This window comes from Paenibacillus allorhizosphaerae (genome assembly GCF_042659105.1).
In the GTDB taxonomy this organism is placed as follows: Bacteria; Bacillota; Bacilli; order Paenibacillales; family NBRC-103111; genus Paenibacillus_G; species Paenibacillus_G allorhizosphaerae.
This window is the reverse complement of record NZ_JBHSRV010000014.1, coordinates 96,896-122,728: the sequence shown is the minus strand read 5'-3', so window position 1 is coordinate 122,728 and position 25,833 is coordinate 96,896. Positions and strand designations below refer to the sequence as shown.

Annotated in this window: 19 protein-coding genes and 1 riboswitch; of the genes, 12 read left to right on the top strand and 7 right to left on the bottom strand. The window is 53.3% G+C overall.

What is annotated here, in order from left to right; genetic code table 11:
- Nucleotides 1-7: 7 nt before the first annotated feature.
- Nucleotides 8-835: a polyamine aminopropyltransferase gene (speE, locus tag ACFQI7_RS31120; protein WP_218101581.1), complete on the bottom strand. Its 828-nt coding sequence runs from the start codon at nucleotides 833-835 to the stop codon at nucleotides 8-10.
- Between the two features lie 297 nt (nucleotides 836-1,132).
- Between speE and ACFQI7_RS31115 the strand changes: the two genes are divergently transcribed.
- Nucleotides 1,133-3,184 carry a transglycosylase domain-containing protein gene (locus tag ACFQI7_RS31115; RefSeq protein WP_218101582.1) on the top strand — a complete coding sequence of 684 codons (2,052 nt, stop codon included), beginning with the start codon at nucleotides 1,133-1,135 and terminating at the stop codon, nucleotides 3,182-3,184.
- Nucleotides 3,185-3,485: 301 nt separating this feature from the next.
- Here ACFQI7_RS31115 and ACFQI7_RS31110 read toward each other — a convergent pair whose 3' ends face one another.
- Nucleotides 3,486-4,016 carry a YwhD family protein gene (locus tag ACFQI7_RS31110; RefSeq protein WP_218101583.1) on the bottom strand — a complete coding sequence of 177 codons (531 nt, stop codon included), beginning with the start codon at nucleotides 4,014-4,016 and terminating at the stop codon, nucleotides 3,486-3,488.
- Between the two features lie 230 nt (nucleotides 4,017-4,246).
- Between ACFQI7_RS31110 and ACFQI7_RS31105 the strand changes: the two genes are divergently transcribed.
- The 3 genes from ACFQI7_RS31105 (at nucleotide 4,247) to ACFQI7_RS31095 (ending at nucleotide 8,208) form a co-directional block, all read left to right on the top strand.
- Nucleotides 4,247-6,466, top strand: coding sequence for a M1 family metallopeptidase (locus tag ACFQI7_RS31105; protein ID WP_218101584.1), 2,220 nt, complete (start codon nucleotides 4,247-4,249; stop codon nucleotides 6,464-6,466).
- A 16-nt stretch (nucleotides 6,467-6,482) separates the two neighbouring features.
- Nucleotides 6,483-7,295: a hypothetical protein gene (locus ACFQI7_RS31100; RefSeq protein WP_218101585.1), complete on the top strand. Its 813-nt coding sequence runs from the start codon at nucleotides 6,483-6,485 to the stop codon at nucleotides 7,293-7,295.
- A 302-nt stretch (nucleotides 7,296-7,597) separates the two neighbouring features.
- A riboswitch (cyclic di-AMP (ydaO/yuaA leader) is annotated at nucleotides 7,598-7,734 on the top strand.
- A 3-nt stretch (nucleotides 7,735-7,737) separates the two neighbouring features.
- Nucleotides 7,738-8,208, top strand: coding sequence for a C40 family peptidase (locus ACFQI7_RS31095; protein WP_230415420.1), 471 nt, complete (start codon nucleotides 7,738-7,740; stop codon nucleotides 8,206-8,208).
- 53 nt (nucleotides 8,209-8,261) lie between these two features.
- Here the strand turns inward: ACFQI7_RS31095 and ACFQI7_RS31090 are convergent, their stop codons facing one another.
- On the bottom strand, nucleotides 8,262-8,471 hold the full coding sequence (locus tag ACFQI7_RS31090) for a hypothetical protein (protein ID WP_218101689.1): 210 nt from the start codon (nucleotides 8,469-8,471) through the stop codon (nucleotides 8,262-8,264).
- Nucleotides 8,472-8,619: 148 nt separating this feature from the next.
- On the opposite strand from ACFQI7_RS31090, the gene ACFQI7_RS31085 reads away from it, so the two are divergent.
- The 5 genes from ACFQI7_RS31085 (at nucleotide 8,620) to ACFQI7_RS31065 (ending at nucleotide 17,176) form a co-directional block, all read left to right on the top strand.
- Nucleotides 8,620-10,998, top strand: a complete 2,379-nt coding sequence (locus tag ACFQI7_RS31085) for a helix-turn-helix domain-containing protein (protein WP_218101586.1) — start codon at nucleotides 8,620-8,622, stop codon at nucleotides 10,996-10,998.
- Between the two features lie 214 nt (nucleotides 10,999-11,212).
- The gene (locus ACFQI7_RS31080; RefSeq protein WP_218101587.1) at nucleotides 11,213-12,850 is read left to right on the top strand and encodes an extracellular solute-binding protein; all 1,638 of its coding nucleotides are present in this window, start codon (nucleotides 11,213-11,215) and stop codon (nucleotides 12,848-12,850) included.
- 103 nt (nucleotides 12,851-12,953) lie between these two features.
- Entirely contained in the window at nucleotides 12,954-13,898 is a 945-nt protein-coding gene (locus tag ACFQI7_RS31075; RefSeq protein WP_377518168.1) for an ABC transporter permease, read from the top strand.
- Between the two features lie 123 nt (nucleotides 13,899-14,021).
- Nucleotides 14,022-14,903 (top strand): carbohydrate ABC transporter permease, encoded by an 882-nt coding sequence (locus ACFQI7_RS31070; protein WP_218101588.1) that lies wholly within the window; start codon nucleotides 14,022-14,024, stop codon nucleotides 14,901-14,903.
- A gap of 167 nt (nucleotides 14,904-15,070) precedes the next feature.
- Nucleotides 15,071-17,176, top strand: coding sequence for a methyl-accepting chemotaxis protein (locus ACFQI7_RS31065; RefSeq protein WP_218101589.1), 2,106 nt, complete (start codon nucleotides 15,071-15,073; stop codon nucleotides 17,174-17,176).
- A gap of 174 nt (nucleotides 17,177-17,350) precedes the next feature.
- Here ACFQI7_RS31065 and ACFQI7_RS31060 read toward each other — a convergent pair whose 3' ends face one another.
- Nucleotides 17,351-18,238 (bottom strand): NmrA/HSCARG family protein, encoded by an 888-nt coding sequence (locus ACFQI7_RS31060; protein ID WP_218101590.1) that lies wholly within the window; start codon nucleotides 18,236-18,238, stop codon nucleotides 17,351-17,353.
- A 169-nt stretch (nucleotides 18,239-18,407) separates the two neighbouring features.
- Here ACFQI7_RS31060 and ACFQI7_RS31055 point away from each other — a divergent pair, with 169 nt between their 5' ends.
- Nucleotides 18,408-18,740 (top strand): winged helix-turn-helix transcriptional regulator, encoded by a 333-nt coding sequence (locus ACFQI7_RS31055; protein ID WP_218101591.1) that lies wholly within the window; start codon nucleotides 18,408-18,410, stop codon nucleotides 18,738-18,740.
- A gap of 109 nt (nucleotides 18,741-18,849) precedes the next feature.
- On the opposite strand, the gene ACFQI7_RS31050 is transcribed toward ACFQI7_RS31055, so the two are convergent.
- Both ACFQI7_RS31050 and ACFQI7_RS31045 read right to left on the bottom strand, forming a co-directional pair.
- On the bottom strand, nucleotides 18,850-20,589 hold the full coding sequence (locus ACFQI7_RS31050; RefSeq protein WP_218101592.1) for an ABC transporter ATP-binding protein: 1,740 nt from the start codon (nucleotides 20,587-20,589) through the stop codon (nucleotides 18,850-18,852).
- Nucleotides 20,558-22,327 carry an ABC transporter ATP-binding protein gene (locus ACFQI7_RS31045; protein WP_218101593.1) on the bottom strand — a complete coding sequence of 590 codons (1,770 nt, stop codon included), beginning with the start codon at nucleotides 22,325-22,327 and terminating at the stop codon, nucleotides 20,558-20,560. The genes ACFQI7_RS31050 and ACFQI7_RS31045 overlap by 32 nt, the downstream gene beginning before the upstream one ends.
- A 344-nt stretch (nucleotides 22,328-22,671) precedes the next feature.
- Between ACFQI7_RS31045 and ACFQI7_RS31040 the strand changes: the two genes are divergently transcribed.
- Nucleotides 22,672-24,201, top strand: a complete 1,530-nt coding sequence (locus ACFQI7_RS31040; RefSeq protein WP_218101594.1) for an MDR family MFS transporter — start codon at nucleotides 22,672-22,674, stop codon at nucleotides 24,199-24,201.
- Between the two features lie 218 nt (nucleotides 24,202-24,419).
- Nucleotides 24,420-25,247 (top strand): exodeoxyribonuclease III, encoded by an 828-nt coding sequence (locus tag ACFQI7_RS31035; RefSeq protein ID WP_218101595.1) that lies wholly within the window; start codon nucleotides 24,420-24,422, stop codon nucleotides 25,245-25,247.
- 102 nt (nucleotides 25,248-25,349) lie between these two features.
- Here the strand turns inward: ACFQI7_RS31035 and ACFQI7_RS31030 are convergent, their stop codons facing one another.
- Nucleotides 25,350-25,799: an SRPBCC family protein gene (locus ACFQI7_RS31030; RefSeq protein WP_218101596.1), complete on the bottom strand. Its 450-nt coding sequence runs from the start codon at nucleotides 25,797-25,799 to the stop codon at nucleotides 25,350-25,352.
- Nucleotides 25,800-25,833: the final 34 nt, after the last annotated feature.

Sequence of the window (25,833 nt, the reverse complement as noted above, 5' to 3'; positions counted from 1 at the left end):
ACTTGGATTACTTCGTCAAGTCCTCTACAAACTTCGGCAGCGCAAAAGCGGCCTTATGCAGTCGAGGCGTGTAATATTTCGTTTCGATCTCGTCGATTTTCGTTTCGTCCACTTGCAGCGGATCGTACTTTTTGCTGCCCATCGTGAATGTCCACAGACCGCTCGGATAGGTCGGGATGTTGGCGCAATATACGCGAACAATCGGAAAAATTTCTTTCACGTCGCGATTCACGGTTTGGATCAATTCCGCTTTGAACCAAGGGTTGTCCGTCTGCGCTACGAAAATGCCGTCTTCCTTGAGCGCATCGTAGATGCCTTTATAGAAGCCTTGCGTAAACAGGTTGACCGCAGGGCCTACCGGCTCCGTCGAATCGACCATGATGACGTCGTATGTATTTTTGTGATCGTGGATATGCATGTATCCGTCGTTTACAATGACTTCAACGCGGGGGTTATCCAGCTCTCCGGCAATTTCCGGGAGGTATTTCTTCGAGTATTCGATCACTTTGCCGTCGATTTCGACGAGAACGGCTTTCTCCACTTGCGGATGCTTCAGCACTTCGCGGATGACGCCGCCGTCGCCGCCACCGACAACCAGCACATGCTTCGGATTCGGATGCGTATTAAGCGCGGGATGCGCCACCATTTCGTGATATACAAATTCGTCCTTAATCGTCGTCATGACCATGCCGTCAAGCACGAGCATGCGGCCCCACTCTACCGTATCGATCATCACCAAGTCTTGAAAATCGGTTTTCTCCGTAACGAGCGTTTCGCGAATTTTCGCCGTGATGCCGAAGTTCTCCGTCTGTTTCTCCGTATACCACAATTCCACTGTCAAACACACCTTTCTTTTAGCAGCATATATGTCGGTATCCGGGGATACCGTGACTTACGGGCACGCATAACCAGCCTGTTTCAAAGACGCCTTGAGCGTCAAATTGTATTATAGAGTATCTCCCCCAAAATGCAACCCGCCGACGGCCTCAGGACGATGCAAAATCAAAAAAATTAACGATTTGTTCACCCTATGGTGAATAGCGGTTTCTATGTTTTACCATAATGGAGAATAGGGACTTTATTTTTCATTTATAAGGAACCGTATTCCACGAGAAAAAGGGGCTGACCCGGCATGGCCGACAAGCGAACAAAAGCGGAAGGCGCGAAAGATGTCCGGTGGGTCCGCCGTCTAAAAAAATGGACCTCCTTTTCTTTTTCCTGTCTTATCCTCGTTGTGGCCGGGGCGATTGTCACGCTGCTGTTCATGCGGTCCCAGTCGCTGCCCGTATCGAAAATGGCCATGGCTTCGGAAATGTACGACGTGCACGGCACGCTCATCGAAGCTTACGGCGGAGGGAAAAACCGGCAGGCGGTAGAACTAAGCGACATTTCCCCGATGCTGATCGAAGCGACGCTCTCGGTCGAGGACCGGAAGTTTTATAATCATTACGGCTTCGATCCGGAAGGGATCGCCCGGGCGGCGCTCGTCAATCTGCAGCATATGGCGAAAGTGCAGGGCGCCGGTACGATCACCCAGCAGCTCGCGCGCAATCTGTATCTTACGCATGACCGTACATGGACCCGCAAACTGAAGGAAACGTACTATGCCGTACAAATGGAACTGCAAATGGGCAAAGATCAAATATTGGAGCAATACTTGAACCAAATTTATTACGGACATTCCACGTACGGCATTCAGGCGGCAGCACAGCTGTTTTTCGGCAAAACGGCGCACGACTTGACGCTTGCGGAGAGCGCGCTGCTCGCCGGCATACCGAAGGGGCCGCGCTATTACTCCCCGTATTACGATATGGACAGCGCGCTGAACCGGCAAAAAACGGTGCTGCACACGATGGTGGAGTCGGGTTATATTACGCAGCAGGAAGCGGATGCCGCCGCCCGGGAGAAGCTGAACATTTTGCCGCTGGAAAGCAAAAAGCCGATCACCGCACCATACTTCCGCGATTACGTGCGCAATCGGGCGACGGAGCTGCTCGGCATCGAAGAGGATCAATTCGAAGATATGGGCCTTCGCATTTATACGACGCTTGATCTGAAGGCCCAAAAAAATGCGGAAGACGTCGTGAAGGAGCAATTGGAGAAATTTCCGGAGCTGCAGTCCGCTCTCGTATCGATCGATCCGCGAAGCGGGTACGTGAAGGCGATGGTCGGCGGGCGCAGTTATGCGGAAAACCAGTTCAACCGGGCTTTTGCCAGCACGCGCCAGCCGGGCTCTTCCTTCAAGCCTTTCGTCTATTTGACGGCGCTCAAGGAGAAAAATTTCACGCCGCTCACCCGTTTCAAAAGCGAACCGACGACGTTTACGTACGATCAGGACAGGCAGACGTATACGCCCAGCAATTTCGGCAATTTATTTTTCGGCATGATCGATATGCGGACGGCGATTTCGAAGTCGGATAACATCTATGCCGTTCACACGATAATGGAGACGGGGCCGGACCGCGTCATCGAGATGGCGAAGCGCATGGGCATTACCAGCCCGATGAAGCCGGTGCCTTCCCTCGCGCTCGGAACGTTTCCGGTCAGCCCGTACGAGATGGCGTCGGCGTTCGGCATCTTGGCAAATCAAGGCGTGCGGGCGGAGCCGACGGCCATCATCCGGATCGAAGACCGCCGGGGACGGATACTGTACGAAGCGAAGCCGAGGCAGGAAACGATCATTGAGCCGGCGTACACGTATGTGCTGACGCAGCTCATGGAAAGCGTATTTGACCAGGGTGGCACGGGCAGCCGGGTTTCCAGCGTCATGAAACGCCCGGTCGCCGGAAAAACGGGAACGACGAATACGGATGCGTGGCTCGTCGGGTACACGCCGGAGTTGTCCACTGCCGTATGGGTCGGCTACGACAAAGACCGCACAATCGGCACGATCGAGTCGCATCTGGCGGCGCCGATCTTCGCCGAGTTCACGGAGCGTACGCTCGAGTCGGTGCCGCCAAAGCTGTTCGAGGTGCCGGAAGGCGTCGTCAGCGTCTACATCGATCCGGCGACGGGCAAGCTGGCGGGCGAAGGCTGCCCGAACCCGCGGCTCGAAGCGTTTATCGCCGGTACGGAGCCGACGGAGTACTGCTCGCAGCAACCGGCGAAAAACGATCCGAAGCCGGGCAAGGATAAGCAGAACGGCACATGGTGGGAAGATTTGAAACGTTGGTGGAATAACTGACGGCGGCATTCTGGGGCGGGACCGACTAGGCCAGGAGGACGGACGACGGAAGCTCTTCCGCAGCCGTATGACGCAGATCGCATGGTCCTGCGACTGGGATCGCTCAAGGGCCATCCGCCGGTGACTCAGCACGTATTCGGCACGGAAAATGAAGCGCGGCGCCGGGCTTCCCGGCAACACAAAAAGGCAGACCGGAGGTCTGCCTTTTTGCTGTCCTAGTATATGATGCATATACTAGCGTTTAGTATACATCGTTATGCCATGCCGTACAATGACCGTCACATAATAGACAAAATCTTTTTTATCCAAGTGCTTCCTTTATATTCGGCTCCGAAAGCTCCCACATTTTCGGGTCCGTTTCGATCAGCAGCCTTTTGAGCGCAGCCTTCTGCGCGGCGCCCAAATTATCGACCATGATGCGCCGCTTGAGCGCATAGTCCATTCGATTGACGTGGTCCGCAAGAATTTTCCAGCCTCTTCTCGCCTCCGTGTCAACCAGCATTTCGCAGGAGGTTACGCCCGCGTAATATTTGCCTTCTTCTTTGAAATCGACCGCTACCCATACGATCCAGCATGGGCGCCCGTTCTGCGCTTCCGACTTGTCGGTCGTAAACTTGATGCCCTTCTCGATCTTGCTTTTTGCGTGCAGCGCACCCATATCCAGATACGCCTCGTCGCCGTCGATAATGACGCTCGACAGTTGGCTAAGGTCGATCGTGCCTTGCCCGAACCCCCGGTGCTTCGTTTCTTTGTTGCTTATAATATTGAGCGAAGGCAGCTTCTTGCCCTGTTCCCCCGCTCCGGGCTGTGCATTCGTTTCATTCGTGCTCATTGTGCACCATCCTATCGAGTGATTCTCGGTCATGGAAATCTTGAAATCGTTACTTCCTTCTAATTTTAACGAATTCCGCCTATAGTAACAAGGGTAAGCATAACCCGGAAGGAAAGCCTTGCAGTACGCGGCCTCGCTGTTCGCACGGCTTTTTTTCATTTCCGCAGAAATAATCCTCGTCCCACAAACATATACATGCTGTAGATGCTTGTCAACGGGGTGAAAATGGAATGAGAAAACGACTCGGCAATCGAACCTCACAATGGGGCACCGTCCTCTTACTGGCCTGCGGCGTGACCCTGCTCACAGGCTCCCTGCTTCCTGACGGAATGCAGCCGGGCACGAAGGCTGGCGGGTGGATGCTGCCCGCCGCTTCCCCGGCCGCTTACCCAGGCATCGCAACGGCTGATGATGCCGTGAATCCGCTGGAGCTGAAGCCGGTGAAATCCGCCTCCGCGCGCTCGGCGATCGAAGCGCCCGCTTGGCCGCTGTCCAAAGGACAAGCGGACGGCTCGTCCACCGGCATATTCCTGCCCTCCAGCGAAGCGAAAAGCGCGTCCGCCTCGCTTCGGCTGACAGAGCCTGCAGCGCCACCTCCAGCGCCGCCGAGCTTGCCGGCCAAGCCTGCCGAGAAGCCGGCACCCAAACCGCTGAGCGAACGCATCGTGGAATATCATTTGAACGCTGAGTTTGACGCCGCCGGCAAAATGATTACCGGTACCTCCTCGCTGACCTGGAAAAACCCTGGAAGCGTACCGGTAAAGGAATTGTACTTTCATCTGTATCCGAATGCGTTTGAATCGAAAAAGACAACATTCATGAAAGAATCCGGCGGGAAGCTGCGCAGCGATGCAAGCAAGGACGGTAATCACGGCAGCATGACCGTGAAGTCGATCCGAACGATGGACGGAGCGGAGCTGGAACTCGGGGACCGTATCGAATACGTGCAGCCGGACGACGGCAACAAGGATGACAAGACGCTGATCAAGGTGCCGCTGCCCCGAGCCGTGCTGCCGGGAGAGAAGGTGAATCTGAAGACCGAGTTTGTGGTGCAGCTCCCTCAAGTGTTTGCCCGTATGGGCTATGCCGGCGATTTTGTCATGGCTGGTCAATGGTTTCCGAAAATCGCCGTATACGAGCCCAAAGGCACTCGCGGCCGCGAGGAAGAAGGCTGGAATCTTCACCAGTATCACGGCAATTCCGAGTTTTATGCCGATTTCGGCATATTTGACGTCAAGCTGAAGGTGCCCTCCGCTTACACGGTCGCAGCCACCGGCTTTCCGACCCGGCCGGTTGCCGACGACGGGAAGACGAGAACGTACTATTTTTATTCGGACGATGTCCACGATTTCGCTTGGGCCGCTTCCCCCCACTTCATCTATTACGAAGAGCCTTACGCAACCAAGTCGCTGCCGGGCGTACGCATTAAGCTGTATCTCGATCCGAAGCATGAAGCGCTCAAGGCCCGGTACATGACCGCCGCCAAAAAAGCGCTGGCCCGCTACTCCGAATGGTACGGCAGCTATCCTTACTCCACCCTGTCGATCGTCGTTCCGCCGGAGGAAGGCAACGGAGCTGGCGGCATGGAGTACCCGACGCTCGTTACCGCGTGGGGCGCTTCGGAAGAAAACCCGAACCTCGAGCTCGAGCGCGTTGTCGTGCATGAAATCGGTCACCAGTTCTTCTACGGCATGGTGGCAAGCAACGAATTCGAGGAAGCCTGGCTGGATGAAGGGTTCACCTCCTATGCGGAAGATAAGCTCATGGCTTCCGAGTACGGCGTACGACCGAATTTGCTTGTCGAGTCGAGCTATATCACATCGCCGGCGGCGCTGCGCAAAAATTCATGGAGCTTCAGCGGCCACAATCAGTATGCCGAAAATGTATATACCCGCGCCAAGCTGGTGCTCAAAGCGATGGAGCGGCAGGTCGGCCCGGATACGATGGATAAAATTATGCGCAACTATTTTCAGCGTTGGAAATTCAAGCATCCGACATCTAGCGATTTTCAGAAAACGGTGGAAGACGTAACCAAAACAAGCTGGAAAGACTTCTTCGACCAATATGTGTATAACGGCATGATGGTCGATTACGCGGTAACCGGCATTGAAACCCGCAAACTGACCGAAGGCGGGCAAACCGTTTACGAAAATAAAGTGCAGCTGCGCAAGCTGGGCGGAACGTATCGGGACGTGCCCATCCGATTCCGCTTCGCCGACGGATCGCAGATTGACAAAACGTGGGACGGCGCGGACAGTGAAGTCATTATGAGCTTTAAATATACGGCCCCGCTCGATTGGGTCGCTATCGATCCGCAGCATACGATTGTGCTCGAGAATAAACGGATTAACGGATTCATGAAAACAAACGTCGATCCGAAGCTTTCGGCCCGTTGGAATATGAGCGTCGTGAAAATTTTGGAGACCTTGTTCGGATGGGTCGCCTTGTGAGAGGTGAGAAGCGATTATGTGGTATTGGATGAAAAAAGGCTGGGCGATCGCCTGGCAGCAACCGTTCGCCGTCTTTGCGCTCTTCCTTTATAATTTGGCTTGGGGCGTGTTGATTTACAAACTGATTCAATCCATTGTCGTCCCTTTGCTTCACCGGTATCCGGGCAAGGATCTTTCTCACGAAACGGCTCAGCTGTTCTGGATCGAAGGGCAGTTTCAGATCATGAAGACCGATTTGCTCATGCCGTATATATGGTGGGCGAGCGCTCTGATCGGTTTGCGCATGCTGCTCAGTCCAGTCATCAACGCCGGTATCTATTATTCGCTGCATCATTTGGAAATGAATGCGGGCTACCGTTTCGTGAAGGGGATTCGCAAGCTGGCCCTCCCCTTCCTCGGCCTGTATGCGCTACAGACGCTTTTATCGCTGGTCCCGCTGTACTGGCTCGTGCCATATGCGCTGCGTCAATATGCCGAGCAGTCTTCCTACACCGACCTCGGCAAAGCGCTTCTTCCTGCAACCGGCTGCTTTATCGCTTACATTTTCCTGCTGCAGCTGCTCTTTCTGTATTTGCAGGTCGGTAAAGTGGACGGCCGCTCTTCTCTCTACACCGTGCTGTTCGTGATGAGGCAAGGACATGTCATCGTATTAACCGCTTTGGGCGTGTTGGCGATTACCTTCATCGTATCGGCGGCCGTCATGGTTTCCGCCTTCGTCTGGGCCGGATTAGCCGCACTTGTATTGTTCCAGGCGTACCGACTCGTTCACATGTTCATGAAATTGTGGGCGATCGCCACCCAATATGCACTTTGGTCGGAAAAAGCATAATACCGTTTGCGCCGTTTAGGCCCCACTTCCCCGATGAATCGGAGGAGGCGGGGCCTTTTTCGCCGTTGACCGACACGTTCTTTATGTCGGCGCCGCGCTGCGAGCGGTAGCGGCTTTTTTCGACAAAATTCCAAGGATTGGAAAGGATGGGCGATTTTCTGTTTCCTTATTTTGTAAGCGCTAACACTCAACCCCGGTGCGAATCGGCAGGTTTCATGTTTTAACCTAATTATTGTGACAATATTGTGACAAAAGAAGGAAAAGCTCAGTTTTCCACGAATACCTGTACATAGCAATACAAAATGAAAATTTTGCCGAATTTCCGTTCGCGGAAAACGGGGGACCACAATTTGGGTGAATTGATCTCGCTTCACAGTGATCATAGGGAACCTTCAACCGAACCCTCAAGCTAACCTCGTAGGCACCGGAAGGGGAAACTTCTTTGAAGAAGCTTGTCGGTTTTGCACTTTCTTTGACTATGTTTTGCACCATCTCGGTTGGCAGCGCATTTGCTGAAACCCCACTAAGCTCAGCGGTAAACGCAGGATTGGGTTCGCCGTACAAATGGTCCGGCACAACAACGAAAGGCTTTGACTGCTCCGGCTATACTTCTTGGGTGTTCAAAAAGTTCGGTATCGACCTGCCGCATACTTCCAAAGGCCAAGCCACGGTTGGCGACTCGGTGGACAAAGATCAGCTTCGCCCCGGCGACCTGGTATTTTTCAATACTGACGGCAAAGGAATCTCCCATGTAGGCGTATACGTGGGCGACGGCAAATTTTATCACTCCGCTACGGACAAAGGCGTCATCATTACGAAAATGAGCGACTCCTACTACACAAAACGTTATGTTACCGCTCGCCGCGTTCTATCGGATGATCAGTATACGCAGCTGATGACTGACGCGAATTAATGCACCGCTAAGAGCCGCTGGCATCCACTTGATGCTTACGCGGTTCTTTTTTTCTATCCCAGCTTGTGCTGTTCGGGGATGGTTTCGGCGTTGTCATTCGCATGCCAAGGCACAATCTCCAGACCGTTAAAGCAGCGGCTCATCTGCTGAAGCCGTACTTCCGCATCCGACCATTCCATTGGTTTTCCCAGACTTTTTCCCTTATAGCATAAGATGTACAGCACAATTTCCGAGCCCCCTTGTATATACGATTGTCTAATCATTACCCATTACCCTTCGCCGCGCCGGTTCAAACAATATTTTCTAAAAGGTGTACGCCGATTTAAATAAACATTAAAATAAGAATGAATGTGACGGATGCCTTTCGATGAAGAACCGCCTGAAGCAGTCTGCTATGAGGAGGAACACCGAATGCTGTTGCCGAGAACCATTTCCATTCATCGTCGAAGTATTGTGTTGACCTGGCTATTTTCCTATTTGGCCGTTCTTCTGCTGCCCGTCATGATCAGCGTGATCGTATACCGCGAATCCAGCACGACGCTCGAAGGCGAGATCCACCAAGCGAATCTTTCGTTACTGAAGCAGGTCCGGGAAGTGATGGACAACTACTTCTTGTCGATGGAGCGCCTGAACTTCGAAATGACCTGGAACTTGCAGATGCAGGAGCTGCTGAATTCCAATAAGTACGCCTCTTCTCCAAACGAGTATATTTACGATCGATACAAACTGACGCAGGACTTCAATTTGTACCAATCCGCCTACCCGACCGTCGATTTGTTTTATACGTACCTCGGCGGCGATAATACCGTCGTACTTCCTGGCACCGTCCGCAGCGGGCCGTTCGCCTATCAAACTTTGCATGCCGATCCTTCGTTTCCTTATGGCGAATGGAGCTCCCTGGTCGACCGCAAAGATTTCCGGGGCTTCGTGCCGATGGTCCGAATCGATGAAAACCTTAAAATTCGCAAAACGGTCGCTTACGTCAGCCCCTACAATACGGATAAAGACGGGACGCTGGCAACCAACGTCGTCATGATCGATCAAGCGCGCATCCTTGGCGCGATCCAGAATGTAGAGCTGTTCAATAAAGGGCATGTGCTCATATTGAACCGGAATAACGAGACGCTCGTTTCCAACGCCAACGAAACGATCCCTTCCGATTTTCCGTTCGACCAGCTCGGCGATGAATCCAAGTTTTTTTACTATAAAAAAGACGGGGAAAAATACGAGATTCATTCCATTCGTTCGGAGCGCGTCGGGCTGACCTATATTTCCATGATCCCGAGTTCCCTATACTGGGAGAAAGCGCAGCATGTACGGAACTTGACTTATGTAAGCGTTCTTATCAGCTTGTCCGGCGGCAGTCTGCTGACCTATGTGTTCCTGCGCCGCAACTACAACCCGGTCCGGCGGCTCGTGCAGACGTTTTCCGGCAAATCCAATGTCAGCTACGGCAAAGAGCACAACGAATTTCAATTTCTTGAACAAGCGATCGGCAGCACACTCAGCGAGATGGATAAAATCATGGACCGGATGAAAAGCCAGCAGCACATCCTGCGCTCGAATTTTATCGCACGTCTGCTGAAAGGCCGCATCGACAGTCAAATCCCGGTCGACGAATCGCTGATTACGTTTAATATGAAGCCGATCTCCAGCGACTTCGCCGTCATTATGCTGTATGTCGAAGCGAGCGCCCCCTTTCATGAAAGGCTGGACGGGATGGAGACGGGCGACAAACAAAAACTGCTCCAGTTTATCGTAAGCAACGTCGTCGAAGAGCTGGCCGGGCGGCGGCATCGCGGCTACACGGCCGAGGTCGATCATACGCTTGCCTGCCTGATCAATGTATCCGAACAGGATGAAGGTTCGCGCATGGACGATTTAATGCAAATCGCTAAAGAAGCGCAAGCGTTTTTGAATACGCACTACCATCTGCACTTGACGCTATCGATCTCATCGATCCACAGCGGAATCGACAACATCGCCAAAGCATACCTGGAAGCGCTCGACGCGATGGAATATAAGCTGGTAATGGGCAGCAATGAGATATTGTCTTATGAACAAATTTACAAAACGGGAGCGGACGACAGCGAGCCCGCCGCGTATTATTACCCGCTTCAGGTCGAGCAGCAGCTGATCAATTACGTGAAGATCGGCGACTTCGAACGGTCGAAGGAGACGCTTAGCGGCATCATCGAGCGAAATCTGAACCGTCCCGTCGTGTCCATTGCCATTGCGCGATGCTTGATGCTGGACTTGGTCAGCACGATGATGAAAACTGTCAGCGAAATCGGAGACGGGCAGGAACATTTCCTGCTGCAAAATACGAAGCGCATCGAACGACTGAGCACATGCGAAACGCTGCAAGACATGCAGATGCAAATGACTGGGCTGCTGCAGAAAGTATGCGATTATACTTCCGCCAAACGCCAGCAGAACATTCAGCAATCGCGGCAACATGCGCTCAGCGAGCTGGCCGAGCGGATCACGGCGTTCATTCACGAGCACTACCGCGATCCCAACCTGAACATTACGATGATCGGGCATCATTTTGAGATGAAGCCGACTTACATGTCCCGACTGTTTAAAGATCATACCGGCGAAGGGCTGCTTGATTTCATCAATAAGGTACGGATTGAAAAGGCGAAACAATTGATCGCCGACAGCAAAAAAAACATTACCGACGCCTCAAGTCTCGCGGGCTTCAACGATGTGAACGCCTTTATCCGCACCTTCAAAAAATACGAAGGCATCACGCCGGGAAAATATAAGGAATTATTGGAAGAATAAGCCGCAGCGGTGCGGCTTTTTCGTTTGGGCTTGGCCCCTTTTTGGAGGTTTTGCCGATGCGAGTGGCTATTTTGCATATGGGCTCATAGCATTTTGCCGACTGAATTGGATATAATTACGATTTCATTTTGTGTAAGCGCTGTCATATAATGATGGCATGAGAAGCATCTCATAGAAATCCGGACAAACCGGACAAATCAGGAGGTCATACCATATGAAACGGAGATCCAAGAAATTCGTCCCCGTCATGCTGGCAACCACGATGATGGGCGGCTTAATGGTAGCATGTACTTCAAAAGCGCCGGATGCGGCGGAAGGCAGCAAGACTCCAAACGGATCTTCTACGCAGGGTGCTGCGGTTACGTATCCGATGAAATCCGACAAAACCTTAACGTATTGGGGCGACCTGACCAGCAACCTTCGCGGGGTCAAAGCTTCGCATGAGGAAACGCCGTTCTTCCAGGAGTGGCAAAAGCAGACGGGCGTCAAAATCAAGTTTACCGCCCCTCCGGCCAACCAGGCCAAAGAAGCGCTGAACGTGATGCTGGCCTCGGGCGAGCTGCCGGATATGATTGAATACGATTTCTTGTCTTTCCCGGGCGGACCGGAAAAAGCGATTAAAGACGGTTATATATTGAAGCTGAACGACGTCATCGATAAATATGCGCCGAATTTGAAGAAATATTTGAAGGAGCATCCCGAAGTCGACAAGATGGTCAAAACGGATAACGGCAACTACTTCGCCTTCCCGTTTATTCGCGGCGACGAGGCGCTCATGGTGTTCCAGGGGCCGATCGTGCGCAAAGATTGGCTTGACGAGCTCGGGCTTCCGGTGCCAACCACCATCGACGAATGGACGGCGATGCTCAAAGCGTTCAAGGAAAAGAAAGGCGCAACGGCACCGTTCTCCGTCAACAGCGCGCCGCGCGTATTCAACGATTTCAACAACGGCGCGTTCAGCGGCGCCTTCGGCGTCACGCGCAATTTCTATTTGGAAGGCGGACAGATCAAGTTCGGTCCGGCGGAAAAAGGCTACAAAGACTTCCTGCAGTTATTCCGCACCTGGTACGCGGACGGATTGCTTGATAAAAACATCGCAACCGTAGACAACAAGCAATGGGACGCCAATATTTCTTCCGGAGCCACCGGCGCGACGGTCGGCAATGCCGGCGGCGGTATCGGCAAATGGCAGCCTCTGATCGAGGCGAAAGATCCGAAAGCGAAGCTCGTCGCAACCCCGTATCCGGTGCTGAAAAAAGGCGACACGCCGAAATTCGGCCAGCGGGACCAGCCGTTCTCGAACGGCGGGATGGTGGCGATTACGGCCAACTCGAAAAATGTGGAATTGGCGGCAAGATTGCTCGATTACGGCTACAGCGAAGCCGGACACATGCTGTTTAACTTCGGTACCGAAGGCGTCAGCTACAAAATGGAGAACGGCTATCCGAAATATACCGATCTCATCATGAAAAATCCGGATAAACTGGCTCCGGCCCAGGCGATGTCGACGTACTTCCGGGCTAACTATAACGGACCGTTCGTTCAAGACAAGCGCTATATCGAGCAGTACTTGGCGCTTCCGACGCAGCGCGACGCGGTTGGCATTTGGCAAAAAACCGACATGGGCAAATACCAGCTGCCGCCGATTACGCCGACGCCGGAGGAAAGCTCCGAGTTCGCGAAAATTATGACGGACGTCAACACCCTTGTCGATGAAATGACGATCAAAATTATTTTGGGCACCGAGCCGCTCGACAACTTCGAAAAATATCAGGAAAAAATGAAATCGCTCAAGCTGGACCGGGCGATCCAAATTCAAAAAGCCGCTCTGGATCGTTATAACAAACGGTAAATGACTGCCGGGAGGGCCTGCGCCCTCCCTCCTGCTTAAAAAAACAGCAAAGTCAGCCTTTGGAAGGAGGGGAATGGTAATGGCCAAGTCGATGACGCTTGAAATGGAAGCGAAGCGAGCCGAGCACGCTCGAAAGGCGTCCTTTATGCAGCGATTCAAAAAAGACTTTCTGCTGAATAAATATTTGTACGTGATGATGATCCCCGTCGTCGCGTTTTATGCCATTTTTCAATACGGGCCGATGTACGGAGCGATTATCGCATTTAAAGACTACTCCCCGATGAAAGGGATTCTCGGCAGCGATTGGGTCGGGCTCAAACACTTTTATGATTTTTTCAGCAGCTATTATTTTTGGCGTATACTGAAAAACACGGTTTTAATCAGCGTATATTCTTTATGCTTTGAATTCCCCATGCCGATCATTTTGGCGATTCTGATCAACGAAGTGCGTCACCAGGCGTTCAAACGGTTCGTGCAAACCGTGACGTACATGCCGTACTTCATCTCGCTGATCGTCATCTGCGGCATGATTAAAGACTTTACGAACAGCGGCGGCGTCATCAATACGCTGCTCACTTACTTCGGCGGCGACGGGTTAGCGCTTCTGCAAAAGCCCGAGCTGTTCCGCCCCATCTACATTCTTTCCGAAATTTGGCAAAAAATCGGCTGGGAGTCGATTATTTATATCGCCGCGCTCATGAGCATCGACCAAGAACAGTACGAAGCGGCCCGCATGGACGGCGCAAGCCGGTGGAAGCAAATCGTACACATTACGCTGCCCGGCATTTTGCCGACGATTGCGATCATGTTCATCCTGCGGATGGGCAACCTGCTTAACGTCGGCTTTGAAAAGATCATTTTGCTCTACAATCCGGGCACTTACGACACGGCCGATGTCATTAATTCGTTCGTGTATCGGAAAGGTTTGCTCGAGTTCGGCTGGAGCTACAGCACTGCCGTCGGGATTTTCAACTCCGTGATCAATTTGCTGCTGCTTATTCTGGCCAACCGTATCAGCCGGAAAGTTAGTGAAAGCAGTTTGTGGTAAAAGGAATAGGCATTGCTCCGCAATGCCCAAGCTTATGCTTTCGATGCTGGCATTGCTCCGCAATGCCCAAGCTTATGCTTTCGATGCTGGCATTGCTTCGCAATGCCCTTAGGAGGGACCATTATGCACAAGAACGCCGGATTGGCGGATAAAACGTTCGATGTCGTGATTCATACCGTTTTGCTCGCTCTCGTCGTCATTACATTGTATCCGCTGCTATACGTTGCCTTCGCTTCGATCAGCGACGCCTCGCAGTTGATCAGCCATACGGGCTTTCTATGGAAACCGCTCGGACTCAGCTTCTCCGCCTACGAGAGCGTATTTAAAAATCCGAGCATAATGACAGGATATCGCAATACACTGTTCATCCTCGTCTTCGGCGTCATCATCAACCTGTTTCTTACGGCGCTCGGCGCGTATGTGCTGTCACGCAAAAATGTGATGTGGAACAAAGTGTTCATTTTCATCATTGTATTCACGATGTTTTTCCACGGCGGCCTCATCCCGCTCTACCTCGTCGTGAAAGGCATCGGGCTCGTCGATTCGCTGTGGGCGACGATTATTCCTTTTTCCATCAATACGTTCAACCTGATCATTATGCGTACGGCATTCATGGCGATCCCGGACAGTCTCGAAGAATCGGCCAAAATGGACGGCGCGAACCATTTCACGATTTTGTTCAAAATCATTTTGCCTCTGTCCATGCCGGTCATCGCCGTCATGATTTTGTACTATGCGGTGGAAAAATGGAACGGCTGGTTTTACGCCTCCATCTTCCTGAAAGATCGCGACTTGTTCCCGCTGCAGGTCATCCTGCGCGAAATATTAATCTCCAACTCGACGGACAGCATGTCCCAAGGCGCCAGCGCGGGCGACCAGTTCCAAATCGGGGAAACGATCAAGTACGCGACCATTATGGTGGCTACCGTCCCGATCCTGCTGGTTTATCCATTCGTGCAAAAATATTTCGTCAAAGGCGTCATGATCGGCGCTTTGAAAGGATAATGATTCGCAATACGCAAACGTCTCCGAACAAGGAAACTGCATCCCGCAAGTTAGAGCCATCTAACAAGCGGGGATGCAGTTATTTTTTTGCCATGTAAAAACTCACTAATGTTTTTAGCAAAAATTGTCGATATATGTCATATTGCACACGAGGGGGAACTTACATAATGGCATGGTATCGAAATCTCAATCTTTCCATCAAGCTCGTCGCGACGGTCGGGCTCGTCCTGATCGCGGCCTTTGGCACGCTCATCGGCCTGAGCTTGAGGCAGCTTCATTCGGTCAGTCTAAGCAAAGGAGAGCTCGAAGCGGGCCAGGTCGGACTGGCCTTCTCGCAATCGTTCAAAAACGATCTGATCGGTGTTCAATCGATGTTACAAACGTTGTCCGGCACGCTGCTGGATGCGAAAACGCAAAAAAAATTATCGCGGGAAGACGTCGTCCGGATATTAGCCGATAATTTGGATAAACAAAAAAATATTCTCGGAATTTATACGGTGTGGGAGCCTAACGCGTTCGACGGCAACGATAAAGCAAGTATGAACAAGGCTTCTTACGAAGACGGGACCGGGCGATTCGTCCCTTATATCGTTCGCAGCGAGGGCAAGATCGTCATGGAACCGAACAAAGACTATGACAAAGAGGGCACCGGGGATTACTATCTTCTTCCGAAGAAAAGCAAAAATTTGACGCTGCTCGAGCCCTACGAATATGCCGTTGCCGGAAAGAAAACGATGATCACTTCGGTCGTCCAGCCGATTCTGGACTCATCCGGTACGTTCCTCGGCATTGTCGGCGTCGACTTCTCGCTTGCCGAACTGCAAAAAAAAGCTTTGGATATCGATCCCGCTTCGGGATATGTTTCCATCGTATCGGCCAAAGGTATGTATATCGCAAACGGTAACGCCCCGGATTTGATTTCGAAAACGTATATGGATAGTTCGGAAAAAAAGCAAATATGGAACGGTATTCAGTATGGAAGAATGACCCACTACTCTGAAGAACCTGACGGAAGCAGAGCGCTCCGGATGTTCTCTCCGATCCTTTTAAAAGGCAGCACCGATATTTGGTATGAGGAAACGGTCGTTCCTGAAAGCAATGTACTTCGCACGTATAAAGAAAGCATGTTCACTTCCATCGCCATTTCGATCGGTGCATTTCTGCTTATCGGAGCATTGATCGCGCTGGTCATCCGGCATATGATCCTGCGCCACATCAAGTCGATGGTCGACATGATGCAGCAACTCTCCGAAGGCAATTTTACTCAAACGATGCCCGTCCGCAGCGGAGATGAATTCGGACGGATGGCGCAGCACTTCAATGCCATGATCGGCAAGCAGCGCGGCATGCTGCGTCTCGTAACGGATTTGTCCATGTCCGTCGGCGCTACCTCCGAGCAGCTAACGGCGAGCGCAGAACAAACGAGCCGTGCGTCAGAGACGATCGCGCAATCCATTCAAGAGGTGGCGGCGGGAGCGGAGACGCAAAATCATCATGTAGCGGAAGCGTCGAAGGCGATGACGGATATGTCCCTAGGCATCCAACGTATCGCCGAATCGTCCTTGGCTGTATCCGAATCGGCCCAGGATACGGCGAAGCAATCGGAACAAGGCAATGCGGCCATCCAGGAGGCAGTGGAGCAAATGGGCATCGTCCGTTCCACCGTGCGCCAATCGGAGAATGCGATTCGCAGGCTCGAGGAGCGTTCCACGGAAATCGGCGGCATTGTCGGTATCATTACGGGCATCAGTACGCAGACGAATTTGCTTGCGCTCAACGCAGCCATTGAAGCCGCACGCGTAGGCGAGCATGGCCGAGGATTTGCCGTCGTCGCGGCGGAAGTGCGCAAGCTCGCCGAGCAAACGACGGCGGCCGCGGAGCAGATCGGTCAATTGATCAAAGAGATCCGGACCGATACGGCACAAGCCATGGAAGCGATGGGACAAGGAACCGCCGAGGTGGAAAAAGGCGTAGAGCGCGTGTCGGCCAGCGGCGAACTGTTCGCTTCCATTATGGAGGAAATCCAGTCGGTGACCATGCAGATTCAAGAAGTGTCGGCCGCAGCCGAGCAAATGTCCGCCAGCTCGCAGCAAGTGACCGCAACCGTGGAACAGGTGGCACATATCGCCGGCGAAGCTTCGGCCAACTCGCAGAGCGTAGCCGCTTCTTCCGAGGAGCAGCTTGCGACCATGGAAGAAATTTCGTCCGCGGCGGCATCGCTGAGCTCGATGGTGCAGGAACTGCTCGATCAGATGTCCAAATTCAAGCTGTAACTTACATTGCAAACAAAACACCGGTGAGGGCTTTAATGCGGCCCAAACCGGTGTTTTGTCGTATCGGCGGCCAGAAATGCCCACACAGAGCTGCCAAGAGAAAGCGCGGGCTGCGCTCGTAAGAGGAGAACGCCGATTATCATTGCTGCTCGCGCATCCGCCCGTCTTGTACACTCACATCTGGCGGCTGAACATGGCCTCCAGCTTCAGCTTTCCATTCGTTTCCAGCCAAGTATCGAAAGTCATCAGACCCGGATGAAACTCGCGCAAGGAAGCGATGTCCACGACATAACCGCCATCATTGATCCAATCGTAAATGCGGCCGAGGAGCTCGTTTTGCTCCCGGACGGTTTCCATCGGGGTCTGCACGTAAACAACCGGATGGCCCGAAACGCGGCTGATCGCTGAGGCTATATTAGGAGGTGTCTGGGCATCGCCGGCGAGCTCCCATGTTTTCCCCACAAATGTGCCGGGATGCTGAAAGGCAAGGGCGACGAAAGCGCCGATATCGTCCACGGCAATCATGTGCACCGGGACGTCCGGTTTTGTCGCTTCGAAATAAGTGCCTTGCCGTATCCCGTAATGCGGAAAGTTGACGTAGTTTTCCATAAAAATAGGCAAGCGCAGCACCGTCGCCGGAAGGCCGATCGCCCGGATATGCTTCTCAATCTCCCACTTGGCCACTTCACGAAAGGCGGATTGCGCCTCCGCCCCCGACATCGACGAGTAGACGAAATGCCGAACCCCGGCCGCTTGGGCTGCATCGGCTACGCTAGTCCCCCATCCGATTTCCCGGGCCGTGAAATGAAGATCCCATTCGTTCGGCTGCACGCTGAACACCCCGTATACCCCTTGCATCGCCGCATCCAGCGATGCACGGTCATCCAAATCTCCGACGGCCAGCTCCGCGCCGTTCTGCGCCAGAGCCTGCGCTTCCTTCGCAGAACGATTGCGTACAAACGCGCGCACTTGCCACCCGTCTGCCAACAAACGCGCCGCAGCCGAACCGCCTTGCTGTCCTGTAGCTCCTAACACCAGTATCGTTTTGTTTATCATGTTCATCCGTCGTCCTCTCCTTTAGAAATGGTAGTCGGGCCGCAAAAGCTTTAGCGCCGCCTTGTCACGCCCTGTCGCTATTCTAAAGGAAATGATATAGTTGCATAAGAACGCACTTTTTTTTGCCATACACTCGTCGAACAAAGTTACTAACGAAACGTTAGGAGATGGTCGATTGAATCCTCCCTACCAACATCCCTGCCAGCTGGCTATTAGCGAAGCGCTGCAAGTCGTTAGCGGCAAATGGTCCTATTTCGTGATCAGTCAGCTGTGCCAAGGCGCCCAGCGCTTCAATCAGCTGCAAAGAAGCTTGGGCGGCGTCAGCGTCAAATCTTTAACGGACACGCTGAGGCAGCTGGAACAATATGAAATCGTTAGCCGTCACGTCTTTCCTACGGTTCCCGTCACGGTCGAATACGCATTGACGGAAAAAGGCAAGGAATATGGAGCCATTCTGCTGGAAATGCGCAAATGGGGAGAGAAATGGAGCCGTCAGCCGACGGTATAAGTCGGGATGGCTCCTGCGGACAATCCCAGGAACGCGTTTCGGCGCTGTGAGGCGGTCAAATCTCATGGCTCCGTTTGGAACGACGCTCCTGACCCGCATCCATGTACCCCTATCGGCGTGCCGTTTGCGCGGACCACAGCTCCCGGTAAAGGCCATATTGCGGCAGAAGCTCTTCATGCGTGCCTCGCTCCGCAATGATGCCTTCGTTTAGAACGAGCACAAGATCCGACCGCTGTGCGATGTCAAGGCGATGGGTGATAAAAATGAGGATGATGTCCTTCCTCTCCAGAAGCAATCGATCCAGCAGTCTCCGCTCCGTTCGTTGATCCAGCGCCGAAGTCGCCTCATCCAGGATGAGAATGGCAGGCTTTCGCAGGAGCGCCCGCGCGATACTGATTCGCTGGCGCTCTCCGCCGGAGATCGCGTATCCCCGCTCGCCAACCTGCGTGCGCAGTCCGTCCGGGAGCAATGAAATCCACGCTTCCAGCTGGGCCGTGCGGACCGCTTCCATTACTTCTTCCGTCGTCGCGTCCATCCCGAATAAAATATTGTCGAGTATCGTCCCGCTTCGCAGCATCACATCCTGCGCAACGCACAGCATATGGCTGCGCAGCCAGCGACGGTCGATTTGGCCGAGCGGCATGCCGCTAATGCGGATATGGCCCGTATCCGGCTCTCTCAGCCCCAGAAGCAAATCAACAAGCGTTGATTTACCCGAACCGCGATGACCGACAACGGCTACGATCGACCCCGAAGGAACACGGAAGCGGATATCGCGAAGCACGGTCCGGGTTTCATACCGAAACGATAGTCCGTCCGCCTCCAATGTAACCGGCTTAGAAGGAATGATCCCATTCGTATTCTCGCTTGCGGCGAAAGCGATATCCGTTACTCTGTTGATCGGGGGAATGATTTTCATGATGGACAGCAGCAACTCGATGAACTGCATGCCGAAAGGCCTCAGCCAGTTATAAACCGCAACAAAGGCGACCAGAGAACCGATGGTCATGCTTTGCTCCAGCACGAACCAACCTCCAGCTGCGTACATCAACACGAGAAAACAAGCATTCAAAGCTCCATTCAGCACCCGGACTTTGTGGTCCAATACGATGCCGCGCCTCGTCTGTTCCCATTCCTGATGGAGTCCGCTGCGCACGCTGCCCAAGGCCGCCGCTTCTTTGCCGCTCGCTTTAATAAAGGCAGCGGCGGATACGATTTCCCGCACCATCTCTGCGACACGCGAGTTGCGCTGCGCCGTCTCCTCCGCCCGCCGTTTGACATATCGCCCAAGCACCGACATCAGCGCGGTTTGTCCTACCCACAGCAGCAGCACAACGGCGGCCAACCCCCAGTGAAGCGTTAACAAAATCGCCGAGCCGACGGTTAACGTCACGATATGAAACAGCGTAAATCCGGTTTGTCCGTTCACTTTGTCGGAGATGGACCGCGTATCATCCAGCATCCGCGTAAGCAAATCGCCGGCGCGCTGATGCACCAGCCAGTCCCACGGTTGATGCTGGATCCCGTTATACAAGTCAGCCCGCCCGCGACCGGATAAATTCTCCATGAACCTTCCCCAAACGACCTCGAGAATGATCATCAAGCTTCCTGCAATCGGAGCAACGACCATACAGATGGCGACAATGACGAGCAAATTCCAGTTACGCTCGGGCAATACGGTCTCCAGGATGTACTTAGACATAAAAGGCGGCACCATGTAGAGCAGACTGCCTACTACGTTTTTCATCACGATTAATACTAAGTTCAACCAATAAGGCAGCAGATGTTTCTTCGCATAAGACGCTACGGCCGAACGATTACCGGCCGCCAAAGGCAAATCGGCGCTCACCGCGTTCCTCTCCTTCCCGTGTCCCATGTTCCGAGCTTTCCTCCAGCCGTTCACGTTCTTCATGCCACATTCGCGCATACAGCCCTTGAAGCGCAAGCAGTTCGTCATGCGTGCCTTCCTCCACCACTCGCCCTTTGTCGATCACTACAATGCGATCGGCCAGAGCGGCCCCTTTCAACCGATGGGTCACGTTGATTCTCGATATACCGGCGGCATGGCAGTCCAATGCGGCATACACCGCATTCTCGCTCGTCTGATCCAGTGACGAAGTCGCCTCGTCCAGCAGCAGGATGTCCGGCTGCTTCAGCATCGTACGTACGAGTCCGACCAACTGTCGCTGCCCGCCGGACAGCGTTCCGCCGTTTGCACCGATGTCCGTCTCGTAACCAAGAGGAAGCGAGACAACGATGTCTTCGGCTGCGAATGCTTTCATCCAAAAGTCCACTCGCTGCCGGTCCGCTTCCGCCAAGTACGTCAAGTTGCGCATTAACGTGTCGCGGAACAGCACGTCTTCTTGCATGACATAGCCGATCCGGCTGCGCACGTGCGTCGCGTCCAGCCGATACATCGCATATTCGCCGATTCGAATCTCCCCTTCCGAAGGCTCCTGCAGGCGAAGGAGCAGCTTAAGCAGCGTGCTTTTCCCTGCGCCGCTCGGTCCGACAATTGCCACATACTCGCCTGGATGCACCGTAAAGCGAATGTTTCGCAATATATCGCCTTGGTCTCCCGTTACCGAAACGTTGTCAAATACGATGGGCAGCCGGCGAACATGCGCCGGACGCAGCAGTCCCTGCTGCCTGCCCGGCTCCGCCGGCAAGCGCAAGTAATCTATAATGCCGTGAATCCGTACCTTGATATCGGTAAAGCTGACATACAGCCCGAAAAACGAGCGCACCGGCGCGTTAATGGCCGGGATATAGGCAAGAATCGTGACCAACTGCCCGATGGATGCTTCCCCGTTCATCATCTGCCAACCGGCAAAAAGAAACACGAGAACGGGAGCCAACGAATCCGGTATGCGGGGGAACGTCCGGTACACGCTGTCAACGATCCCCTCCTGAAACTTCATCGTTGCCCATTGGTCTTGCTCCCTCGTCACATCCGCAAATTCCTTTTTTTCCGTGCCGTACAGTTTAATTTGCTTCATCGTCTCCAGCTTCTCCAGCACGCTTTGCCGGATGCGGGAATCATGCTGCGCAAGCTGCTTTCGAACGAGCCCGCGTTTTCGCCCATACAGATGGACAGGGAGAAACAATACGATATACGCCGTCAAAAGAATAACGGCAAGCGGCCCGTTCCACCCGGAAATGACGGCGAGCGCGATGCATGCGAGCAGCAGCTCTTGCACAAAGCTTGGAAGCGTCGCGAGTCCAAACTGCTGAATCGCCTTCGTATCTTTCGTGCACCGCTGCAGCAGTTCCCCACGCGCCGTCTTCGCAAAAAAATCGGACGACGTTTTCAACACCGCGGATAAAGCTTCCTCCGTTATGGCGTAAGAGAGATGAATCATCGTCTTCGACGATACGTACACCCTCGCTGCGATGCACAGCTCGCTCAGAAGCAGCGCGCCCAGCAGCAGCATAGCGGTATGGGCCATGCCTTCCCCGCCGCGAAGCGTGACGGCATCCATCAATCGGCCGATCAGAAGGGGCGCTGCCGCTCCACACAAGGAGGCTGTCACGGTTAGCAAAGCAACGGTCAGAAGCGCTCCTCTCGAACGAACCATTTGTTTCATAAAAAATAATAGCCACTCCGGCAATCGCAATCAGGACCACCCTTTCAAAATTTCCCAGCAGGCTCATCGTAGCAGTCGCTTTTTCAACCTGTCAAACCGCAAAAACAAACGTTCGCCTTTCCGCCTATTCCGGCATTTGAAGGGCGTTCGCCATTTTCTGAAAACGAAAGCTTGGACATGCTCCTTCAATCGCCCGTTTATACAATAACCAGGTGAGGCTGCTTGTAAATAAAATAATTCAGGCCGCTCCAAACACTGACATATAGCTGTCAGTGAAAGAGCTCTATAGTAAAACCATAAGCAAGAGAGCCAATTACAACGAATAATAAGGAGCGGTTTTAAGAATGGGAACACAAACGACTAACAGCAAATTGGGCTATATACTCGCCGGCTTGCTGCTCGCCATTTTGATGGCATCGATGGACAATACGATCGTCGCAACGGCCATGGGAACGATCGTGGGCAAGCTTGGCGGCTTCGACAAATTCATCTGGGTCACATCCGCCTACATGATCGCCAGCATGGCGGGCATGCCGATCTTCGGCAAGCTCTCCGACATGTACGGCAGAAAAAAGTTTTTTCTATTCGGTATGATCGTTTTTCTGATCGGATCGATTTTGTGCGGAACGGCACAAAGCATCGTGCAGCTCAGCATTTACCGCGCAATTCAAGGGATCGGCGGCGGTGCGCTGGTGCCGATTGCATTTACGATCATTTATGACGTCGTGCCGCCCGAACAGCGCGGCAAAACGATGGGACTGTTCGGCGCGACCTTCGGCTTGTCCAGCATTTTCGGGCCGCTGCTCGGCTCCTACATTACGGACTATATCGACTGGCGCTGGATCTTTTATATCAATCTGCCGATCGGCCTGTTGTCTCTCCTATTCATCCTAATCCATTACAAGCAGTCCGTCGGTCATTCCGAACAAAAAATCGACTGGGCCGGAGCGGTTACGCTCGTCGGCGCCACCCTCTGCCTGATGTTCGGTCTGGAGCTAGGCGGACACACCTTCGCTTGGAGCTCCCCGCAGATCGCAGGCTTGTTTGCCGGATTTGCCGTCCTGCTGCTCGCTTTCTTATGGACGGAAGCCCGTGCGAAGGAACCGATCATCTCTTACCGCATGTTCCGAAACCGCCTGTTCCGGGCCAGCGCGCTGATCGGCTTGTTTTACGGGGTCGCCTTTATCGTAGCTACCGTGTACATCCCGATCTTCGTGCAGGGCGTCATGGGCGGAACCGCCACCAGCTCCGGTCTTCTGCTTCTGCCAATGATGCTCGGAGTCGTCGCATCCAGCCAAATCGGCGCGATGCTGTGCAGCAAACTCGGCTATCGCAGCGTCATGCTGATCTTCGGATTCATATTTCTGCTCGGCATTAGTTTGCTTGCAACATTGACGACGTCCACGCCGAAATGGCTCATTACCGTCTATATGATTGTGACCGGGCTCGGCATCGGCGCTTCGTTCTCCGTCCTGAGCATGGCGGCCATTCAACATTTAAGCCCGATGCAGCGCGGGTCGGCGAATTCGACGATCAGCTTCGTCCGCGAGCTCGGGATGGCGATCGGCGTTACGGTGTACGGTATTGTGCAGCGGAACCATTTTGCCGCAGGTTTGGCCGATGCGTTGAAGGGCGGCGCGCAGCAGGTCGGCGGCATTTCGAGCGATCCGCGCGTCCTGCTCTCTCCGGAAGGCCGTGCCGCTATACCGGCGCCGCTGCTGGAGAAGATTGCAGGCGTGCTGTCCGGCTCGATCAGCTACACGTTTCTGTGGGCGCTCGTCCCGACCGTGCTCGTGATCTGCTTCATCCTGATGCTCACCAACGACAAGACGGTGGCGGAGGAGGATGAATCGGCGGCGCAACCGGCGGCTTAACGCTGTCTACTCACGTTGCAAATTTGTGTTCAAGGAGGGCTCTCCTGGCATGCTGTGCTGGGGAGCCCCTTTATGCCGTTCGATGTGCGGGAATAAGATATTTTTTACAAAACATCCACCTTCGCTCGGGTCATCTATGCTACACTATCGTTTATATGAGAAACGCTTTCGGTAACGAAAGCTGGAAATAACGGCTATTTTGCAAGGAGAAGACGACAATGAAGCTCATATCGTGGAATGTTAACGGCCTGAGGGCGTGCATCAACAAAGGATTTACGGATTATTTCAAAGAAGCGGATGCGGATATTTTTTGCGTTCAGGAGACCAAGCTGCAGGAAGGGCAGTTGACTTGGGAGCAGGACGAGGCGTACAGCCAGTACTGGAACTACGCGGAGAAGAAAGGGTATTCCGGAACGGCGGTTTTTACAAAAATCAAGCCGCTCTCGGTACGATACGGCCTGGAAGAGGATGAAGAGCCCGAAGGGCGGGTCATTACGCTGCAGTTCGACGGCTTTTATCTGGTTAACGTATATACGCCGAATGCGCGGCGCGATCTATCAAGACTGCCGTTCCGGCTGGAATGGGAAGAGCGGTTTCGCCGTTATCTCCAGGAACTGGACGGCCATAAACCGGTCGTCGTCTGCGGCGACTTGAACGTGGCTCATCAGGAGATCGACTTGAAAAATCCGAAATCGAACCGCAACAACTCCGGCTTCACCGAGGAAGAACGGGAGAAGATGACCCTGCTGCTGAAGGCCGGGTTTACCGATACGTTCCGCTATTTTTATCCCGAACAAACGGATGCCTATACATGGTGGTCTTACATGCCGAAAGTAAGAGAGCGGAATATCGGCTGGCGCATCGATTATTTTCTCGTATCTTCGAGACTGAATCCGTTTTTGATCGACGCTCAAATCGACTCGGAGATTACAGGCAGCGACCACTGCCCTATCTTGCTGCAGCTCAAGGAACTAACCGAAACGGCAGGCGAGGACAATGCCGAAGATTGCGCAGGGCAAAGCAAAAAGCCGGGCATTCCCGACTGAGAAATGTCCCCGACCCACGCGTCTCATCGTAACTCGGTAAGCACCCTGTGCTAGCGGAATTCATCCTACCGATCCGATCGATGATACGTTATTATTAACCTGTTACCAGCCAAAATCCATTGTTTTGCCGGTTTCCACATAAGACTTGATATTGCTTAAAATCATCGGCCAGCTCTCTTTCGTATTTTCATAGGAAGGATGGCCTTCCGGCCACTGGTCGTTAACGAGCGTAAGCTTGGTGCTGTTGCCTACGGTCTCCAAGGTAAGCGTAACTCTCGTTTCCAGCTCGGCGTGATTCTCACGGTAAGACGGTCCGGGATGTTCCGTATAGCTCATCAACCGGTTCGGCTCGAATGCCAGTACGGTGCCGTAGACGTGAACCGTCTCCTCTCCGTCGTTGCCGGGCCCGACGTACCTGTAAGGAGCGCCGATTTCGAATGTCGATTGGAGCGTAGAGCCGAAAAAGATCGCCCGCGTTCCTTCCGGCGTTACCAGCGCATTCCATACATCCTCCGGCTTTGCTGCGATATACGTAACGTATTTGAGATCCATAATGATCCTCCGTTCGATAAGTTTTCATCAATAG

Bases quoted from the DNA above. Each gene is read 5' to 3' on its own strand.
- ACFQI7_RS31080 (WP_218101587.1), top strand. From the start codon at position 11,213: ATGAAACGGAGATCCAAGAAATTCGTCCCCGTCATGCTGGCAACCACG.
- ACFQI7_RS31105 (WP_218101584.1), top strand. From the start codon at position 4,247: ATGAGAAAACGACTCGGCAATCGAACCTCACAATGGGGCACCGTCCTC.
- ACFQI7_RS31065 (WP_218101589.1), top strand. From the start codon at position 15,071: ATGGCATGGTATCGAAATCTCAATCTTTCCATCAAGCTCGTCGCGACG.
- ACFQI7_RS31110 (WP_218101583.1), bottom strand. From the start codon at position 4,016: ATGAGCACGAATGAAACGAATGCACAGCCCGGAGCGGGGGAACAGGGC.
- ACFQI7_RS31040 (WP_218101594.1), top strand. From the start codon at position 22,672: ATGGGAACACAAACGACTAACAGCAAATTGGGCTATATACTCGCCGGC.
- ACFQI7_RS31090 (WP_218101689.1), bottom strand. From the start codon at position 8,471: ATGATTAGACAATCGTATATACAAGGGGGCTCGGAAATTGTGCTGTAC.
- ACFQI7_RS31085 (WP_218101586.1), top strand. From the start codon at position 8,620: ATGCTGTTGCCGAGAACCATTTCCATTCATCGTCGAAGTATTGTGTTG.
- ACFQI7_RS31100 (WP_218101585.1), top strand. From the start codon at position 6,483: ATGTGGTATTGGATGAAAAAAGGCTGGGCGATCGCCTGGCAGCAACCG.
- ACFQI7_RS31075 (WP_377518168.1), top strand. From the start codon at position 12,954: ATGGAAGCGAAGCGAGCCGAGCACGCTCGAAAGGCGTCCTTTATGCAG.
- ACFQI7_RS31045 (WP_218101593.1), bottom strand. From the start codon at position 22,327: ATGAAACAAATGGTTCGTTCGAGAGGAGCGCTTCTGACCGTTGCTTTG.
- ACFQI7_RS31030 (WP_218101596.1), bottom strand. From the start codon at position 25,799: ATGGATCTCAAATACGTTACGTATATCGCAGCAAAGCCGGAGGATGTA.
- ACFQI7_RS31070 (WP_218101588.1), top strand. From the start codon at position 14,022: ATGCACAAGAACGCCGGATTGGCGGATAAAACGTTCGATGTCGTGATT.
- ACFQI7_RS31060 (WP_218101590.1), bottom strand. From the start codon at position 18,238: ATGAACATGATAAACAAAACGATACTGGTGTTAGGAGCTACAGGACAG.
- ACFQI7_RS31115 (WP_218101582.1), top strand. From the start codon at position 1,133: ATGGCCGACAAGCGAACAAAAGCGGAAGGCGCGAAAGATGTCCGGTGG.
- ACFQI7_RS31035 (WP_218101595.1), top strand. From the start codon at position 24,420: ATGAAGCTCATATCGTGGAATGTTAACGGCCTGAGGGCGTGCATCAAC.